Raw genomic sequence first — 15,963 nt, forward strand, 5'->3', positions numbered from 1 at the left:
ATTTTTTTATCTTAAGATATCAATCAAATTCTTATTGGCTGCTTGGCGAGCCGGCAAGATCCCAAAAATCAAACCAACAGCTGCCGATGTTCCAAATGCCAACAAGAAAGCATTAAGCGAAATATGAGCGTGAATATGAATGCCACCACCACCAATCGCACTTGATAAAAGCGGTGCTAGTAAGTGCGCTAATCCTGCGCCACCTAAAAAGCCTAATAATCCACCTGTCATGGTAAGAATTACTGCTTCCACTAAAAATTGCATCATAATGTTAAATGGTGTGGCCCCCACAGCTAAGCGAATTCCGATTTCTTGCGTCCGCTCAGAAACTGAAATATACATCATGTTCATTACCCCAATTCCAGCAATGAAAAGAGAAATCGCCGCAATAAAACTAATAAAAGTAGTAATAATACTCATTTGAGAAGAGAATTGCTTAAGGACTTTTTCCATGTCTAAATATCCATAGGTTCCTTGAGTCGCTGCCGAACTATTATTTTTTAAGTACTTTGCGACTCTGCGGGAAATAGCACTGGCATTTACACCCTGGCTAAAGGTTAATTTAAGCGTATTTCCTTCTTTAGCACTATCTCCTTGATAGTAAACTTTTTTCGGTAATAATAAATCAACCCCATATGAGTTTTGGTTCCCATCATCAGTAAATTGTGCCTGTGTCTTATATACTCCCGTAACTTTATAGGTGGCATTATTAATTGTTACAGTTGTGCCAAGCGCATTTTGTGCTGAACCATATTGCCGTTTAGCTACTTTTTCACTCATTAGGACATTAGCTTCTCCTAGTTCAAAAGTTCGTTTACTAAAGTTGTGACCCGTAATAAGCTTTACCGTATGGGTTGGTTTCTTTAATAAGCTTAGTGTCACTGATTTCGTCGCATCACCAATATCTGCATGTGTTGACAGATTATCTGATTCCTGCTCAATCTCAGCCTTTTTAATTTCACCACCAAATTGAGTATTAATATCAGCAACTTGTTCCTGAGTGAATCCATTGACGGTCGAATTAACATTATCGGGATTGTAGACGATTTCGGTCGTTTGCTGGCCTTGCTTAGCATTATTACCGAACTTATCATACATCGTTTTCGTAATCCCGTCTCCAATTCCAAGGATAGCAATAACTGCAGCAATACCAATCATAATTCCAATAATCGTTAGGAAACTCCGCTTTTTATTCGCTTTTAATGACTGGATAGCTGATTTGATCAACTCAATTGTCTGCATGATATTCACCGCCTTTACTGTCACTCACAATTCGACCATCAATAATTTTAATTATTCGGTCACATTGTTCAGCGACATGAGGATCATGGGTAACCATAATAATCGTTGTTCCTTCTTCATGATTCAATCGCTTAAAAAGATTCATAATTTCTTGGCTTGTTTCCGTATCGAGCGCTCCCGTTGGTTCGTCAGCAATCAAAAATTTCGGGTTCGTTGATATTGCCCGGGCAATAGATACTCTTTGTTGTTGACCACCAGACATGTTTTTAGGGAATTGATCTTCATATCCAGCTAAACCAACTTGCTCTAAAACTTCAGAAACACGTTCGCCAATTTCACGGCGTCGTTTTCCTGCATATAGCAAGGGTAATCCAACATTATCTGCAACGGTTGATCCACGTAGCAGTTTGAAATTTTGAAAAACAAAACCGACATTTTGATTTCGTAAATTTGAAAATTGCTTTCGCGAATAATCATGGATTGGGTGATTTTGGTAGAAGTATGTTCCCTCAAAATCATCATCAAGAAAGCCAACAATATTAATCAAGGTTGATTTTCCTGACCCAGATTCACCGATAATTGCTACTAATTCTCCTTGCTCAATGTCAACATTAATATCATGGAGAACATGAAAACGTTGGCTACCTTGACGGTAATATTTATTAATGTTCTTTAGCTTGATCATATTAATCAACCTTTGCATTATTTTTCAGCTTACTGTTAGGGTTAGTCACAATCCGATCACCAGCATCAACTCCATCAGTCACAATATAAGAGCTATTGACTGCCCGGCCACTAACATCTGTCTCGCGAACTCGGTTGTCTGAATCAACAACAAATACCTTCCCATGACGAACTGCCGATTTAGGAATTTGAACCCCATCTTGTTTAATAGAAGCTTTTGCTGTTTGCCCAGCCATAAATTTATTAGCACTAACATTAGCAGTTACTTCATATTTGGTATTATTTCCACTATTTTTAGTTGGAATTGTTGAAAGATAACTTACCTGAGTATTAGCAGTCCGGTTCGTTGCTAAGGCCTTCACCTTCAGATCGGCACTTTGATGAAGTTTACTATAATCATATTCCGAGACTTGACCGACAAATTGAAGCGTATCTGAGTAAAGAGTAATTACAGGAGCATTTTGCTTTGATTGGTCAACCGTAACATAACCAGCAAAAGGTGCTGTTAATGTTTGATTAACCTTGCTTGAAGCGGTGTTAAGCCGTTGTTGAGTGGCAGCAACACTTGCTTGTGCATCTGCATATGCATTTTGCGCTTCGGTAAGCTGATTGCGCAGGTCATTGTACCCTTCATCACCTTGCCCCATCCCATTCAACTGTTGGCGTAAATTATTGATCGTCTGTTGTTGGGCATTCATTGTTCGTTGACTTTTACTAAGATCTCCCTGCAGTTCAGTAACACTATCTTGTGTACTATCATTATGCATGGTCAAAAGCGCTTCTCCTTGCGCAACGTGATCTCCGTTTTTCACATTAAGATTTTGCAGGTTACCAGATGGCAAGGTTAATGTTTGCGTCTGGACTGGTTCAATCTTTCCTGTCAGATTAAAATCTGATTGCGCTGTAACCCGTAGAATATTATATTCATTTTTTTCTGTTGCTTTTTCCTCACTTGCATGTCGAATTGAAACTAATACAAGAATTATAATTACAATTAGGCCACCGATACCAATCCACCGACGTCGACGTGTTGCAAATAATTGTCGTAATCGAGATTTATGATGGCTGTTTCTTTTCGCAGTCATATGAACGTTCCTCCAAATAGCAATTCTATAGTTAGTTACTTGTATAATTAAGTATATAAGTAATGGGATAAAATTGCAAGATTGTATTATTAATATTACATTAATCAAATTTTAATTTAAATAATTTCCCAGGAAATAAAAATAAAGGAGCTGCAAAATAATTTTCACAGTTCCCTTACCTTATATTTAATTTTAACCATTTTATTGTCGTGCTTCGTAAATTAGATGTTTATTAGTAAATTCATCGATCCCGTAACTGCTGAGTTCACGACCGTAACCTGAATTCTTAACACCGCCAAATGGTAATTCTGGTAATGAAGCCCAGCCCGCATTAATCCAACTCATTCCAGTTTCGATCTTCGCTGCTACTCGTTCTGCATGTTCGGAATCATTGCTAAAGATAGTGTTTCCTAACCCATAGCTTGAATTATTAGCCAATTCGATTGCTTCCTCTTCGGAACTAACCTTATAAACCGAAGCCACTGGCCCAAACATTTCCGTATCAAATATTGGGTTATCTGGGGTGATATCAGTTAAGATCGTTGGCATAAAGAATTGTCCTTCCATGTCAACCGGCTTATTACCATAGTAAACTCTGGCCCCATTTTCCACTGCTGTTGCGACTTGCTGTTGGAGCTTTTCTTTTGCCTTCTTAGATGATAGTGGTGCCAGAGTTGTTAATGGATCAAGGGGATCACCCATTTTAACTTTAGAAAACGCATCTTTCATCATCTTTAAGAAACGATCATAATCCTTTTCAAGTACAATAAAACGTTTTGATGATGTACATACTTGTCCAGCATTATATAGGCGGGCTGCCGGGGCAACTTTTTCGACAAGATCCCAATCTGCATCGTCTAAGATAATAAAGGCATCATTACCACCAAGTTCCAAAGTACTCTTCTTCAAATTAGCCCCAGCCTCTTTAGCAACGGTTGCACCGCCGCGTTCAGAACCAGTAAGACAAACACCTGCTACCCGCTTATCAGCAATTGCCTTATTTACTTGGTCATATGAAAGGAACAAATTAGTTAAACTGCCAGCTGGCGCACCAGCTTCCTTAACGGCATCGGCAAACGCTTGGGCTGATGCTGGACAATTCGATGCATCCTTCAAAATCATGGGGTTTCCTGCAATAAAGTTAGGAATAAATACCCGGGCAATTTGATAGAATGGGAAATTCCAAGGTTCAACCGCAACTAAAATTCCTAATGATTGCTTCAAAACTTTGGCGCGTCCACTTGTCGTCGCAATAATTTTTGGTTGCATAAATTCATCTGCATGGGCTGCATAATAATCACAGAAAGAAGCACAAAGGTCAACTTCGCCTTCCGCTTCGCTAATTAATTTCCCCATTTCCTTACTCATAACTGTCGCATATTCAACACGTCGTTCACGTAATATTTGACCTAACTTTAAAATTTGACGTTTCCGTTCTTCAAGGTCATTATACTTCCGCCAATCTAAATATAATTGATGCGCCGTAGTCAATGTTTGTTCTAATTCTTCATCAGTTGTATTTTCAAATGTTTTTTCTACTTGGTTCGTAAATGGATTGATACTTTGATATGCCATTATGGTTCCTCCTTAAATAAACGCTTACATTTTACAACTGTTTAATAGACCAATTCAACTAATATTACTCCATCAAAATCAAATTACCTTATATTGAAAAGTTTGTTTTTTAACAAATAAAAGCTATTTTATTCTACCTCTAGCTAATAATTTAATTATACAGGAAACGTTTTCTTGTTAATTTAATTTCAAGTATACCAATTTGTGAATTTATTTTTTTGAAAGAAGTGTTTAAATTAGCGTCTTGGTTTGAAATACGCTACGATTAGGTTAGGTACATATAGAAAGGATGATGTTTCAATGACACTTAAGATTTACTCATTTGGTGGTGGTCAAATGGTGGAAGCAATGTTGCGGGCTGCACTGAAGAAAGGAATAATCACTCCTGAAACAACCGGCGTAACAGATATTTCGATCGATCGAGTTAATTATTTGACTGATACTTATCATATTCAAGCAAGTCAACGCCCCGATTGGACGGCCGTTGAGAATGCTGATCTTGTTATTCTGGGAGTGCGTCCACAAGATAACTGGCAAGAAATCATGAAAGAACTTGTCGCCCACCACTACCAAAAGGACGTGCTTTCAATTATTGCTGGCGTAACAGTTGCGCAACTTTCATCACAGGAAGATCTTTTTGCAATTACGCGGATCATCCCCAATACCTTGACTGACGTTGCCATGGGTTATAGTGGCGTCGTTAAAAACGATCGAGCTAATCAAACTGTCATTGAAGAATTTCTAAATAGTTTTGGAAAAGTCGATTACATTGATGAATCCTTGCTAGATGTATTTACTGGATATGGCGTGGCCGGGCCAAACTATATCTATAACTTTCTAATTAGTTTTACAAACGCAGGCGTACTTGCCGGAATGCCTCGCCAGCAAGCAAACAAACTTGCTCTTGAAAATTTACGTGCAGCCGCTGCATTTGTAGAACAAAGTGGTAAACACCCTGCCGAATTACTTGATATTAATAATTCTGCTGGCGGAGTGGGTATCACAGCTCAGCACGAGTTAGACAAAAGCTCTTTTTCAGCCGGAATCGAAAATGCTGTCCTTGCTGCTGTTAAACGAACAAAGGAATTAGGCAAACAGAATAAGGGTGATTAAAATGACAGAAACATTAAATTGGGATCATACAATGGTCGATGTAACTAATCTGCAAGATGCAATTGATTATTTCAACTCTAAAGGTTTAGCCTTTACCCCTGGTGGTCATCATGAATATTGGGGAACCAAAAACGCACTAGATTATTTTGGACTTAACTATATTGAACTCTTAACAGTTGCCAATAAGGAAAAAGCTAAGGCATTTCCATATGAAAACAACTCAGCAATTCATGATGCTGTTGAGGATTATTTTGCTGGCATTCAGCGAATCACAACAATTGCCATTCGGACTGATAACATCGAAGAAACCCACCGGCGATTAAAGGGACTGGGCCTTAATGTCGGTGATATTACTGATGGAAAACGGGTTGATCCTGCTGGCAAACTCATTCAATGGAAGATTTTCTATGTTGATGACGAACTTGTTAATCATTTGCCTGCCCCATTCTTTATTCAATGGAGTGAAGATGATGATAAACGTCGCGAAGACCTAAAGAAACAGGGATTAATCAAATTCCACCCAGCTGGCGACCTCTTTGTTAAACAAGCTATCTTTAATGTTAGCGACCCAGAAGAAGCAGCTAAGCAATGGTCAGCCCTCTTACAAGCAGAAGTAGTGAGCGAGGGTGATACCTATACAATCAATATTGGAAATAAGCAACTTGTTTTCACGGCTGGCGTTGAAAACCGATTATTTAAACTTATCTTTCACGGCGCAAAGCAACCTGAAAAACTCCAACTTGGACAAATTAGGTTTGATCTACTTGATAAGAAATAGCACAATATAACCTGGGAAATAATATAAGACTAAAAAAACGCGTAAAATCGGTTAAAAAGCTGATTTTGCGCGTTTCCTCTCTCATTTATTGATATTACCTAAAATCTTCAATAATTAATTAGCAATTACTGTTAAAATACTACCAATTACAATTAGGATAATTCCAACTACTGTATATATCATTTCTCGCTTGGTCTTGGTTTCATGCAAAAGTAGGATACCACCAAATGTTGAAATAATAACATTCATTTGACCAAAAATTGAAGCAGTCACTACTCCAAGAGCTTTACCAACAAAAACATAGGCAAAGTTACCAATCCCCCATGAAAGTCCTCCTAAAATATTTAAGTATTGTTCTTTTTGCTTAAATGCTTTAGCGTTACCCGAACAAATAGTATAAATTACTGAACCAAGTAAAATTCCTAATACTTCTGGTAGGAAAATACCCTGACTACTTTCATGAGCAACCTGTGGCATTTTAGGAAAAATCGAATAAGCACAGTAACCAATTGTTGTTACTAATAAAAATAATACCCACTTAGTCGAAACCTTTTTATCCGATGTTCCGTCCGAAATCGAGGTTAAAACAGCCCCAATAATTACAACTACACACGCTGTCAACCCAATACTTAATGCTCTGGCTCCTTGCCATTCATCAAAGAAAAAGATGCCGACAAACGACGTCATAACTAACACAAATGCTGAAGAAAGGGGCATCGTATTTGAAACTCCCATATGTTTAAACGAGATGAACTGACCAACCTGTCCAATTGTCCATAAACAACCGATCGCTAGCGAGAACCAAAAAGCAGTTACACTGACGGTTGGTTTTGTTATCAAATATGCAATAATTCCCACAATTGAAGCTCCAGCACCGATTCCAAACATTTGATTAACTGGTGAACCACCAATTTTACCAGTAATTAATGGCATCGCACCCCAACCAATTGCTGGAATTAAAGCAAGTAAATATATCATTTTCTCTTTTCCTCTTATTCTCTCTTAGAATAATTTTTATTATAGTTTCAAAAGAATACGCTCGCAAGCAACTTTGTGAAAAAAATTCAAAATATTAAGAATTAAAAGTAGACAAAAAAAGAGGGGGACAGAATTAGCTTGGCTAGTTCATAGTCCCACCTCCGTAAGGTTGGCTGGCAGTTTAATACGTAAAACAGTAAAGAGACTGAGCTGATTTCCAGCCTCTTTGTGTTTATTTAATTATTAGTAGATGCCATCGTAAGCCTTTTGATAAAGCTTTACAACATCTTCAACTGTACCCTTACGTGGGTTAGAGAAGGCATTACCATCCTTGAGGGCATTCTTAGCCATCATTTCAAAGTCTTCTGGCTTAGCACCAATTTCCTTGATTGATGATGGAATACCAACAAGCCGGCACATTTCACGCATACCGTCAATCGACTTTTGGGCTGCTTCGTAAAGGGTAAGACCAGTAGTGTCAAAGCCCATTACCTTAGCCAATTCAGCAAACCGTTCTGGACATGCGATTAAGTTATATTCTTCAACAGTGGTCAAGAGCAAGGCACAGCAAACACCATGAGGAGCATCATATTGACCACCGAGTTGGTGAGCCATTGCGTGAACATAACCTAAGTTGGCATTATTGAAGGCCATTCCGGCAAGCATTTCAGCTTCAACCATCTTAGTCCGTGCTTCAATATTGTGACCATTAGCAACTACTTCTGGTAAAGCAGTTTGAATTAATTGAATAGCTTCTTTACATTGACTATCAGTAATTGGGTTATGGTCAACAGAAACGTATGGTTCAATAGCTTGAACAAACGCATCACAACCAGTAGCAGCAGTAATGTCTTTTGGAATATCAAGCATCAACATTGGATCGTTGAATGATACCAATGGAATGTTACGCCATGAAACAACAACAAACTTCAAATGAGTCTTTTCGTTAGTAATAACAGCGTGACGAGTCAATTCAGAACCAGTTCCGGCAGTAGTGTTAACAGCCATCAATGGTGGAAGTGGATTCTTCAATGTTTCAATTCCGGCAAGCTTGGAAATATCGTCACCGTTAGTCAAAACAATACCGATACCCTTACCACAGTCGTGAGCAGACCCCCCACCAACAGTGATAATTGAGTCACAGTTTTCATCTTGGTACATCTTTTTACCAGCTTGAACGTTCCGGATCTTAGGGTTAGGTTCAGCGCCAGTAAATACGACATAGTCAACGCCAGCCTTTTCCAATGAAGCAATGGTTTGCTTTACAGGACCATTGTCAATCTTGGATAAACCTTCAGTAGTAACAATCAATGGTTTGTGCATATTGAGCATCTTTGCACGATCCCCAATCTTGGCAATAACACCAGGACCAAAGAAGTTCACACTTGGCATTAAGAAATCAAATTGTCTATTCATTAAAAATACCCTCCTCATGGCATTTGAATACGATTCCATTATCATGCAAGCGTTTTATTTTTGCAATAGAAACATTTTGATTTTTTGTTTATTATCGCCCAATTTGTAATAATAATCTTGCCTAATCTGCTACAATATCACGATGTTTGTCATAATATTCACAAATTGAACCAATTTTATATTAATGTCCTACAATAATTTGCTACTTTAATCACAAACTAGCTTAACTCATTTTCAAAAGCAGTCATTAATAACGCTGCTTGCGTATTATAAGTATTCAACTTCCGATCAGCGGTCGCAGTTGAATCATCTGGCAACAAGTTAATTTGTAAATCAACAGGAAGCGCCGCCATCTTTAAGCCGGTTACGACTAATTTCATTGCAATTTGTGCTTGAGAGCCGCCATGTCCACCGAATGTTACTAAACTAACTGGCTTCCCTTGCCATTCTTTCCCTAAGTAGTCAATGGCATTCTTTAAAACTGCCGGATAGCCCCAATTGTATTGCGGAAAAACAAACACAAAACCATCGTAGCTTTGCACTAGCTCACTCCATTTACGCGTTTTTTCGTGAACATATAAACCCAAATAAGGAATTTTAGGTTCATCCATCATTGGTAAATTAACTTCTTTTAGGTCGATGATGTCAAATTGCACCTTTGTACTTTTCTTTAATTGAACTTTTAACCAGTTTGCTACTTGCATGCTCCGCCGATTTGGACGAACGCTGCCGACAATAATCCCAACTTTTTTCATTATCATTGCCTCCTTTTAATATCTTCATTTTAATAGCTTTTTTGAAAAGTTAAAAGAAAAACGAGGACCTGAGCTAATCCCAGTATCCTCGTTTCTTATGATAAAATGACCAATCAATTTTATATTTCGGTCGCTTGAACTGCCACCAAGTTCGTAATTGTTTTGCCCGAAACTGGTAACGTTCAAATTCATCATGCTCAATTCTTTTTTCATTAGGCAATGTCAGCCGTGCTTCATTCACTATCCTTGCACTTGCTTTTCCTTGCATCACTAAAATGCATATTCCTGCCATTACTCCTAAAAGAATTACTTGATAACCTCGTATGCCTATTTTAAATCAAATCCTTTAATTCTTATGCCATTACACTTCATATCTACACTATAACATCGCTAACGACGATAAATAATAATCTAACCAAAACTCAAGAAATTCTTTATTTATGATATGGGAGGCCATTGATGATGGTAAAAGCTCGATAAATTTGTTCGCTTAAAACTAAACGCATTAATTGATGAGGCAAGGTAAAACGTCCAAACGAGATTTGAGCATCTGCCCGTTTTAATACTGCTGGACTTAAGCCTAACGAACCCCCGATCACAAAAGTAATATCACTGTGACCATAAGTTGTTAATTTATTGATTTCTTTTGCAAACTCTTCAGAAGAACGTTCTTTACCTTTAATCGCTAAAGCATATACATATTCGCGATCTTTGATTTTATCAAGAATCCGTTCCCCCTCCTTTGCCATTACCTCATCCATTTCTGCTTGACTTAAAGATTCAGGTGCTTTTTCATCAGGAACCTCAACAATTTCAAATTTACAATAACGTCCAAGTCGTTTAGCATATTCAGCAATTCCCGCTTTAAAATACTTTTCTTTTAACTTACCCACACCAATAATTTTTATATTCAAGATATCCACTACCTTCCACAGTTTATCCACAAAGTTATCCACAGGACAGTGTTGATTTTTTTACTTTTCCCGAATGTTCGGTTACTTTTTTGTTGAAAAAGCGTTTTCTTAAAAATTACTTATCCACAGTTATCTACAGGAACAATCGTTCAGTAATGATTTTGTCATCCCTTGGGCCCGTAAGTGTTGTTTCAAGGATTATACAAAGAATTCCACTTATCCACAAATGCACATTTAACTTGTGGATAAGTTTTGAACAATAAACTTTATTGATATACCAACATTTATAAAATTACTTTAAATTTACTGTTAGTTATCCACCGACTTATCCACAAGCAATTTCACATTATTATTTTAACGTATTTCTAACGATTTACAACACAATCTGTGGCAAATATACAACGGAATGTTACCTAGCGAATATTAGCTTCTTCAATTTTTCTTATTATTCGGAATTTTCCCACTATCTTACTTAAAAACTGTTCCATGTTGTTCTGCTTCTCGTTGAAAATCTGCTGGAACTTTTATTCCTAACTTACGTGCCTGCTTTAAATTAAGAACCGGTTCTCCATGATGGTAATTATTAACTGCCATCTGTCCTGGTTTTTCACCTTTTAAAATACGTGCTGCCATTTTTCCGGCTGCTTTTCCTTGCCCGTATTGGCTAAGACTAATCGAAGCTACTCCACCATCTTTTACCATTGTATCAGCACTAGGGAAAACAGGCTTATTGACCGCATCCGCATTTTTCATCAATACTCCCATCGATCCGGCAATTGTATTGTCACTAGGAACAATGACCGCGTCTACTTTACTCAACATTGTTTGTGAAGTCTGATTAAGTTCATTAGCATTCGCAATTGTATAAGTTTTTAAGTTTACATGTAATTTATGCGCTGCTTTTACCATTGTTCGGTACTGACTTTCAGAAGAGGTATCGCTCGATGTGTAGATTACTCCCAGGGTCTTTATGTTTGGTATAAATTTCTTTACTAAGGCAATCTGCTGTTCACTTGGATTTACATCATGAACCCCTGTAACGTTTCCTTCTGGGTGTTTTTCATTCTTTACTAAGCCGGCACCAACCGGATCACCAATTCCCCCCATCACAATTGGAATATCCTTTGTCGCATTAGCAAGTGCTTGGCAAGCTGGGGTAGTAATACCAACGATTACTTTCGCATGATCATTCACTAATTTATTCGCCATAGTATTTAAGTTTCCCTGATCACCATTGGCATTCTGGTATTCAATTTTAATATTCTTGCCGTTTCGGTATCCTTCTTCTGCTAATCCGGCAACGACCCCCTTTTGAATCTGATCTAATGCTGGATGATGCATCATCGTTAAAATTCCTACCACTGGCTTTGTGGTCTGTTGATGAAGCCTTAAAAGTCCAAAATAACCGCCAATCACAACAATTCCAATAACAATATAGCCCATAATTCGTTTCATCCCTATCTCCACCTTTCAAAATAAAAAGGAGCTCCACGTTTCGGAACTCCCACTATTTATCCAGTGAAATAGAAAAAGCCCGTACGTGGAATCCGTACAGGCCCTTATTTGTACATGATAAAGCAGCCGGTACAGATATAATCTGTGAATAAACCCAGGTCATATCTGTACTACAGCTATCCCTGAGTTACCGGCTTTGCCAACTATGATTTAATTGTAAAGTTTGATAACTCATTTGCTTTACTCCTCTAAACGAATTACGTTCATTTTAATGATAAATCTTTTAAAAGTCAATGAGATTTTTTTAATCAAGCGTACTGGTGGGCAATCTTTCCGCAAACAGCCGCCACAATCGCCGCGAGAATATCGTCAATAAATGTATTTACATGAACCTTATCATGGTCAAATTTGGCAATAATCCCACTCTTAACCCGGTCAAAGTAACCAAAGTTTGTCGTCCCAATTGTTCCATAAATGTTAGCAATTTGTAAAGCTAGGGTTTCATCTACCCCAAACACCCCAGCATCATTTCTTATAATACCTGCTAAAGGTTCATCTACTTTTCCTTCTTCGGTTAACCGATCAAGTTCAAGTGCTACCATTGCACTATTTAATAATTCACGCTTATGCATCGTATCAATTAAAAATTTTTGACATATTTCCAACGTCAAATCTGGTTCAAAGCCCTTTTGTGTCTCATACACAATCTTCGCAAGCTCTTCTAAGTTTACTCCGCGTTCTTCTAAACGATGTACTACAAATTCATATGCCTTTGTATCTGGGTATTTAAACCGTGGATTATTCATTTTACCCACCATCCTTTATATTGATAACTAATATTATACCCCTTTTAATTAAGAGGCTTTTAATGAAAAAAGATCAGGAATATCTATCCCCAATCTTAATTCATTCATTAATTATTATCTTGTTGTGAGTCATCAGTTGATGTTGTATCAGCACTCTTTGTTAGATGCAAAGTTGCGGTATGCTGTTGACCATCACGGTAGTAAGTAACTTTAGCGTTTTGTCCAACCTTGTATTTATATAAGGCCGCCTTTAATGAACCCGCATCTGTAACTTGAGTATCACCAAGCTTTGTAATGACATCATACTTTTTCAATCCCGCAGTATCAGCAACTGAACCACTATTCACATCCATAATCACTACCCCTTTACTTACACTTGTTGGTAGTTTTAAGACTGATTGCTGTTGATCAGAAGTAACATTACTAAGATCCACCATACTAATTCCGAGTGATGGACGAGTTATTTTACCATTCTTAATCAACTGGTTAATAATTGTCACAACTTCATTACTTGGAATGGCAAAACCAATTCCTTCAACTGAAGAGCCTTGTGTATCAGAAGCAAGTTTCATCGAATTAATTCCGATAACTTGACCTGCCATATTAATTAATGGACCACCTGAATTACCAGAGTTAATAGCGGCGTCCGTTTGGATAACCGATGTCAAAGTTCCATCAGTACCGGCTTTTAATGTCCGATCTTTTGCAGAAATAATTCCTTTCGTTACTGTATTAGCATATTCACTTCCCATTGGTGAACCAATTGCTAGCACATCCTGACCTGGAACAATCGAATTAGAGTTACCAAAGGATGCAACTGTCTTAACATTTGTAGCGTTAATCTTCAATACAGCTAAGTCGGTTGCAGAATCAGCACCAACTAAATCAGCATTAACTTTTTTACCATTGCTTAGAATTACTTGGAGCGCGTTTGAACCTTTGACAACGTGGTTATTAGTTACAACATAAGCCGAATTGCCACTCTTCTTGTAAATAACTCCTGATCCTTCACTAGCGGTTTCTAATTTATTATCGCTAGAAGAATCACTGCTGCTGCCGTTACTACTGTTGCCATAACCAAAAATTCCTAGCGTCCCACTTGATTGCTGAACTTTTTGTTTATTAATAACACTAACAACGGCCCCTTGGACGGACTTATAAGCTTGGGACGCTTCCCCGTTTAAGTCCGCCTTATTCTTATTAACCTTCGTACCACCAGACTTATTAGAGCCAGCTGGGACTCGTGTACTTGTTACTTCTTCATGATGTTGTACCAGGTTATTAATTCCTAAGGCGATTCCGCCACCAATAAGACCAGCAAATAAGCCGACAATAATTACGCCTAGCCACAACCGATCTTTAAAAGCTTGTTTTATCCTATTCATCAATTAAACCCTCCACTAAGTTAAAGAATCACTATCTTCAAGTTACAATTTAAATATGAAAAATCATTGAATAAAGTCGATAAAAACCGTGATCTCTTTTATTATAACGTCATTAGCTTGCTTGGTTCTTCTGGTTCAGCATCTTGCAATTTAAAATCATGATCGACACCAAAGTCATGCTGCTCCATCAAACTTGCAACTGTTAAGTGGGCTAGCGAACGCATGTTGTTATGTTGACTACGGTGACCAAGGAAAATCTCTTTGGTTCGCCGGCCAACAACGCTCATCAATGCATCGGCACCTTCTTCATTGGAAAGGTGACCCTCATCCCCTAATATCCGCTGTTTTAATGGCCATGAATAAGGACCCATCCGCAACATTTCTGTATCATGATTGCATTCCATTACGTAGGCATCTGCATTTCGGATGGTTCCCTCAACTCGATCAGAAACATAACCAGTATCCGTAATAATACAGAAGGTCTTATTATTGTGATGAACTTGGTAAAATTGCGGTTGCGCAGCATCATGGGATACCGCAAAACTTTCAATATCCATGTCTCCCAAGTCCTTAACAGTATTTGGTGCAATAATATGCTTTTGTGCTAATGGGATTTTACCAACTTTATCAGCCATTGCCTGCCAGGTACCCTCATTGGCATATACATCCATTCCATAACGGCGTGCCAATACACCAACACCATGCGTATGATCACTGTGTTCATGCGTTACAAAAATTGCATCGACGTCTTTTAATGATCGATCAATCTTCTTCATTAAATTTTCAATCCGCTTCCCACTTAAACCAGCATCAATTAAGATCCGGTGGTTGCGCGTTTCCAAATAAGTTACATTCCCAGTACTCCCGCTCGCAAGTACACTATAACGTAATGGATCCGTTTCTGTCACTTAAAGTTCCTCCTCAATTACTTATTATTTAACGAGTTCGTATTCACACTATCTGGCGTTTCCTTCATAACTGTACTATTAAATGCGTTAACTTGTAATTGTTGAATTGCTCCTGAGTTTTTAGTTTTGATTTCAACAGTCCACGTTGGCACATAGACTGCTTTATCATCAGTAGTAGTGTTAAGGAGCTTAGAATAACTGAGCACCGACCACCTAATGCGGGAGTTATTAGGAATCTGATTATGTTTATACAACCAGGTAATTGCTCGGCGCTGGCTAATCGTATTTGACCGTTGCCGGAGAATTTCAACATCTTGCAAGTAAGTCTGCGTATAACCTGTTATCTCATGGTCAGAGTTTATCCGAAAACGAATTTGCCCATCATTTGAAAATAGCGGCTTTCCTTCTAGCATCTGCGTATAAACAAGGGTATTTTTGTCCGATAATTCCTTGTTATAACGATAATGATTTCCCAAACTTACCATCTTTTTATTTTTTAACAGCTGGTCGACACGCCGAATATCATTATTTTTAGTCGTTTTAATTGGTTTATCAAACTCACTAGTCAGTGTTCCTGAAGAAAGACGAAAATTTTGATTACGTAATTTCCCGGCTTCCTGTTCTAGGACTCCGCCATCCGATGATTTTTTCCCAGCAATATAATATCCGGTTTGCTGCTTGTTAGAAAGGTCGCCATAACTAATCGAGTCATTACGCATTTCTTTTAACACTGTTGATTGTCGATTTTGCTGACCATTAGAAACGGTAAATTTAGTTTCTAAGATTAATGAACTTCCAACAAAAATATCAAAAAGCAAAAAGGCAAGGATAAAGATCCATTGAATACGTTTAAAATTCATTCTTTAACC

At 37.9% G+C, this 15,963-nt stretch carries 16 protein-coding genes; 2 read left to right on the forward strand and 14 right to left on the reverse strand.

The window, feature by feature from the left end:
- Positions 1–6: 6 nt before the first annotated feature.
- The 4 genes from LMB56_RS04265 to LMB56_RS04280 form a co-directional block, all read right to left on the reverse strand.
- The gene (locus LMB56_RS04265) at positions 7–1,242 is read right to left on the reverse strand and encodes an ABC transporter permease (protein WP_229283501.1); all 1,236 of its coding nucleotides are present in this window, start codon (positions 1,240–1,242) and stop codon (positions 7–9) included.
- The gene (locus tag LMB56_RS04270; RefSeq protein WP_016496363.1) at positions 1,229–1,927 is read right to left on the reverse strand and encodes an ABC transporter ATP-binding protein; all 699 of its coding nucleotides are present in this window, start codon (positions 1,925–1,927) and stop codon (positions 1,229–1,231) included. Before LMB56_RS04270 ends, LMB56_RS04265 begins: the two co-directional genes overlap by 14 nt.
- A gap of 1 nt (position 1,928) precedes the next feature.
- Positions 1,929–3,011 (reverse strand): efflux RND transporter periplasmic adaptor subunit, encoded by a 1,083-nt coding sequence (locus LMB56_RS04275; RefSeq protein ID WP_229283500.1) that lies wholly within the window; start codon positions 3,009–3,011, stop codon positions 1,929–1,931.
- Positions 3,012–3,212: 201 nt separating this feature from the next.
- Entirely contained in the window at positions 3,213–4,586 is a 1,374-nt protein-coding gene (locus LMB56_RS04280) for an NAD-dependent succinate-semialdehyde dehydrogenase (RefSeq protein ID WP_229283499.1), read from the reverse strand.
- 300 nt (positions 4,587–4,886) lie between these two features.
- On the opposite strand from LMB56_RS04280, the gene LMB56_RS04285 reads away from it, so the two are divergent.
- Both LMB56_RS04285 and LMB56_RS04290 read left to right on the forward strand, forming a co-directional pair.
- Positions 4,887–5,699, forward strand: a complete 813-nt coding sequence (locus tag LMB56_RS04285; protein WP_229283498.1) for a pyrroline-5-carboxylate reductase family protein — start codon at positions 4,887–4,889, stop codon at positions 5,697–5,699.
- A 1-nt stretch (position 5,700) separates the two neighbouring features.
- Positions 5,701–6,477 carry a VOC family protein gene (locus LMB56_RS04290; protein ID WP_035156678.1) on the forward strand — a complete coding sequence of 259 codons (777 nt, stop codon included), beginning with the start codon at positions 5,701–5,703 and terminating at the stop codon, positions 6,475–6,477.
- 114 nt (positions 6,478–6,591) lie between these two features.
- Here the strand turns inward: LMB56_RS04290 and LMB56_RS04295 are convergent, their stop codons facing one another.
- The 10 genes from LMB56_RS04295 to LMB56_RS04340 all read right to left on the reverse strand — a co-directional run bounded on the left by LMB56_RS04295 (position 6,592) and on the right by LMB56_RS04340 (position 15,954).
- Positions 6,592–7,455: a GRP family sugar transporter gene (locus LMB56_RS04295; RefSeq protein ID WP_003665279.1), complete on the reverse strand. Its 864-nt coding sequence runs from the start codon at positions 7,453–7,455 to the stop codon at positions 6,592–6,594.
- Positions 7,456–7,698: 243 nt separating this feature from the next.
- A complete protein-coding gene (locus LMB56_RS04300; protein WP_229283497.1) occupies positions 7,699–8,871 on the reverse strand; it encodes an iron-containing alcohol dehydrogenase in 1,173 nt (390 codons plus the stop codon).
- 218 nt (positions 8,872–9,089) lie between these two features.
- Positions 9,090–9,632 carry an NADPH-dependent FMN reductase gene (locus LMB56_RS04305; RefSeq protein ID WP_065533495.1) on the reverse strand — a complete coding sequence of 181 codons (543 nt, stop codon included), beginning with the start codon at positions 9,630–9,632 and terminating at the stop codon, positions 9,090–9,092.
- 67 nt (positions 9,633–9,699) lie between these two features.
- Positions 9,700–9,918, reverse strand: coding sequence for a hypothetical protein (locus tag LMB56_RS04310; RefSeq protein WP_035170446.1), 219 nt, complete (start codon positions 9,916–9,918; stop codon positions 9,700–9,702).
- Between the two features lie 142 nt (positions 9,919–10,060).
- Positions 10,061–10,540 (reverse strand): 23S rRNA (pseudouridine(1915)-N(3))-methyltransferase RlmH, encoded by a 480-nt coding sequence (gene rlmH, locus LMB56_RS04315; protein WP_011953354.1) that lies wholly within the window; start codon positions 10,538–10,540, stop codon positions 10,061–10,063.
- 468 nt (positions 10,541–11,008) lie between these two features.
- On the reverse strand, positions 11,009–11,995 hold the full coding sequence (trpX, locus tag LMB56_RS04320) for a tryptophan ABC transporter substrate-binding protein (RefSeq protein WP_229283496.1): 987 nt from the start codon (positions 11,993–11,995) through the stop codon (positions 11,009–11,011).
- A gap of 308 nt (positions 11,996–12,303) precedes the next feature.
- Entirely contained in the window at positions 12,304–12,801 is a 498-nt protein-coding gene (locus LMB56_RS04325; RefSeq protein WP_011953352.1) for a phosphatidylglycerophosphatase A family protein, read from the reverse strand.
- A gap of 107 nt (positions 12,802–12,908) precedes the next feature.
- Positions 12,909–14,186 (reverse strand): S1C family serine protease, encoded by a 1,278-nt coding sequence (locus LMB56_RS04330; RefSeq protein WP_153703091.1) that lies wholly within the window; start codon positions 14,184–14,186, stop codon positions 12,909–12,911.
- Between the two features lie 101 nt (positions 14,187–14,287).
- On the reverse strand, positions 14,288–15,094 hold the full coding sequence (locus LMB56_RS04335) for an MBL fold metallo-hydrolase (protein WP_016496352.1): 807 nt from the start codon (positions 15,092–15,094) through the stop codon (positions 14,288–14,290).
- Positions 15,095–15,111: 17 nt separating this feature from the next.
- Positions 15,112–15,954: a two-component system regulatory protein YycI gene (locus tag LMB56_RS04340; protein WP_094501655.1), complete on the reverse strand. Its 843-nt coding sequence runs from the start codon at positions 15,952–15,954 to the stop codon at positions 15,112–15,114.
- Between the last annotated feature and the right edge of the window lie 9 nt (positions 15,955–15,963).

It is taken from the genome of Limosilactobacillus reuteri (assembly GCF_020785355.1).
Taxonomy (GTDB): domain Bacteria; phylum Bacillota; class Bacilli; order Lactobacillales; family Lactobacillaceae; genus Limosilactobacillus; species Limosilactobacillus reuteri_I.